Origin of the sequence: Sulfurovum sp. (genome assembly GCF_049668085.1) — a bacterium.
In the GTDB taxonomy this organism is placed as follows: domain Bacteria; phylum Campylobacterota; class Campylobacteria; order Campylobacterales; family Sulfurovaceae; genus Sulfurovum.
Genome location: NZ_JBATIY010000104.1, coordinates 1 through 1,961 on the forward strand (window position 1 = coordinate 1; position 1,961 = coordinate 1,961).

Annotated in this window: 2 protein-coding genes; both read left to right on the forward strand. The window is 43.1% G+C overall.

Annotated features, from left to right (window positions below):
- A partial coding sequence (locus WBM70_RS07035) for a DUF1214 domain-containing protein (protein ID WP_424557791.1) occupies window positions 1–574 on the forward strand: 574 nt, incomplete at its 5' end.
- A gap of 72 nt (window positions 575–646) precedes the next feature.
- Window positions 647–1,961 (forward strand): DUF1254 domain-containing protein (locus WBM70_RS07040; protein ID WP_424557792.1); only part of this gene is annotated, 1,315 nt, incomplete at its 3' end.

Below are 1,961 nucleotides of genomic sequence, written 5' to 3' on the forward strand. Positions count from 1 at the left end.
TGCCAACACTATTGAACCGCGTGACCCAGGTTATTATTATTATCCTGAAACGAAAAGCGAATGGGTGATGGCCTTTGCGGACAACGATTCGTATTTCTTAAAAGATGGCGCTAGACGTATGGACTCACGTTTATGGATGCACTACAATGCAGTGGTTGTAACGCCGGCTATGGCAGTAACAACACCAGGTATCGGTTCACAATATGCGATTGCCGGTATGGACTCTAAACACCAAGCCCTAGATGGAGCGAAAACCTATAAACTACACCTACCACCGAAATTTCCTGTAAAAGACAACTGGTCGGTGACTATTTATGATACGCAAACCAGATGTATGCTTCAAACTGATCAGCCATTTGCGGGGATTAACAGCTTAAGCGGAAAAGTAAAAGAAAATAAAGATGGATCTATAGATGTTATTTTTGCACCGACACTTCCAAAAGGTGTTAATGAAGGTAACTGGATTCAGACGATTCCTGGTAAAAGTTGGTTTATTTTACTTCGGGCTTATGGCCCACTACAACCATGGATAGATAAAACATGGAGACCTAGTGAACTTGAACTTGTTAAATAACTGAGACTGAATGAGACGAAGTGGTGTAGTAACTATACCACTTCCAGACAATATACTTAGAAAAGGAAGAAAATGAATACTAAATTACTAGTAAAACTGACAATGACAGGACTGATGGCAGCCAGTATGCTTACACAGGCTTCTGCTAGTCAAACACCAAGTATCTTTGACATTGCAGCTGCGCAAAAACCGCAAGGTTCAAAAGACTTCAATCCGGCAGCGGCGAATATACAAAGTCGATTTGGGGATCTAAAATTCCCAGGTGGCTACCCAACGGAAGATACTGTGCAAAAGGTCTACGACGAACTAGACCTACAGCGTGCGACACAGTTGTATCTGGATATGTATCCAGCACTCTCTATGCGCGGAATGATGCTAGGAACGGCACGTGATTACGGCGCAAAGAACAGCTCATATATTTCGGTGACAGCTGACCGACTGGATTCAAAGGCAATGTGGCTAACCGGTAATACGGAGAGTATCTATGCCATGCTTGTGTTTGATCTCAAAGTAGACGGTCCTACAGTTTTTGAAGCGCCCGCCGGATTGATGGGCCCTGTGGACGATGCAAACTTTTTGTTCGCCTTTGATATTGGACCTACAGGTAAAGATAAAGGTAAAGGAGGAAAATACCTCATTCTTCCTCCTGATTATGAAGGTGATGTTCCTGAAGGATATTTTGTATTTAAATCTCCGACGTATCGCCTTTTCTCATTTGTTCGTGCCAATGCAGCGGTGGTTGGAACGGGTGAAAAAGCGATGGAATACTTTCGTAAAAATGCCAAAGTCTATCCATTGAAAACTGGCCCGCGTAAAGGTAAATTTACCAATGTGACAGGTGTTCCGATCAATACACTGGTTCCTGAAGATGCAAGCGCTTTTGAATGGATGCATGACATCATCAACTATGAACCGGCCGAAGCTTTCGGTAAAGAAAAACTGGGACGTCTTGCATCTATTGGTATCGTCCAAGGCAAGCCGTTCAAGCCCGATGCACGTATGAAAAAGATTTTGGATCAAGCAGCTAAAGATGCTGTGGCAATGTCACGTGTCATTGCATTTGACAGTCGTCAAGCTATTGCAAAAGTCTATCCGAATCGTATGTGGGAGAGTCCTTACATCGGTGACAGTTCAAGTTTCGATCCAGATGGTTACTTTAATCTAGAGTCACGAACAACATTTCACTTTACGGCTGATGGTATCACGCCTTCAATGGCAGCTCAGATGCCGGACGGATTGGGTTCGAGATACCAGACTACTTACAAAGATAAAAATGGTAACTTCCTTGACGGTAATAAAGTATATAAACTAAACATGCCACCAAATGTTCCTGTTAAGCTATTTTGGGCTGTGACAGTTTACAATACATGGACCCGCTGTGTAGTAG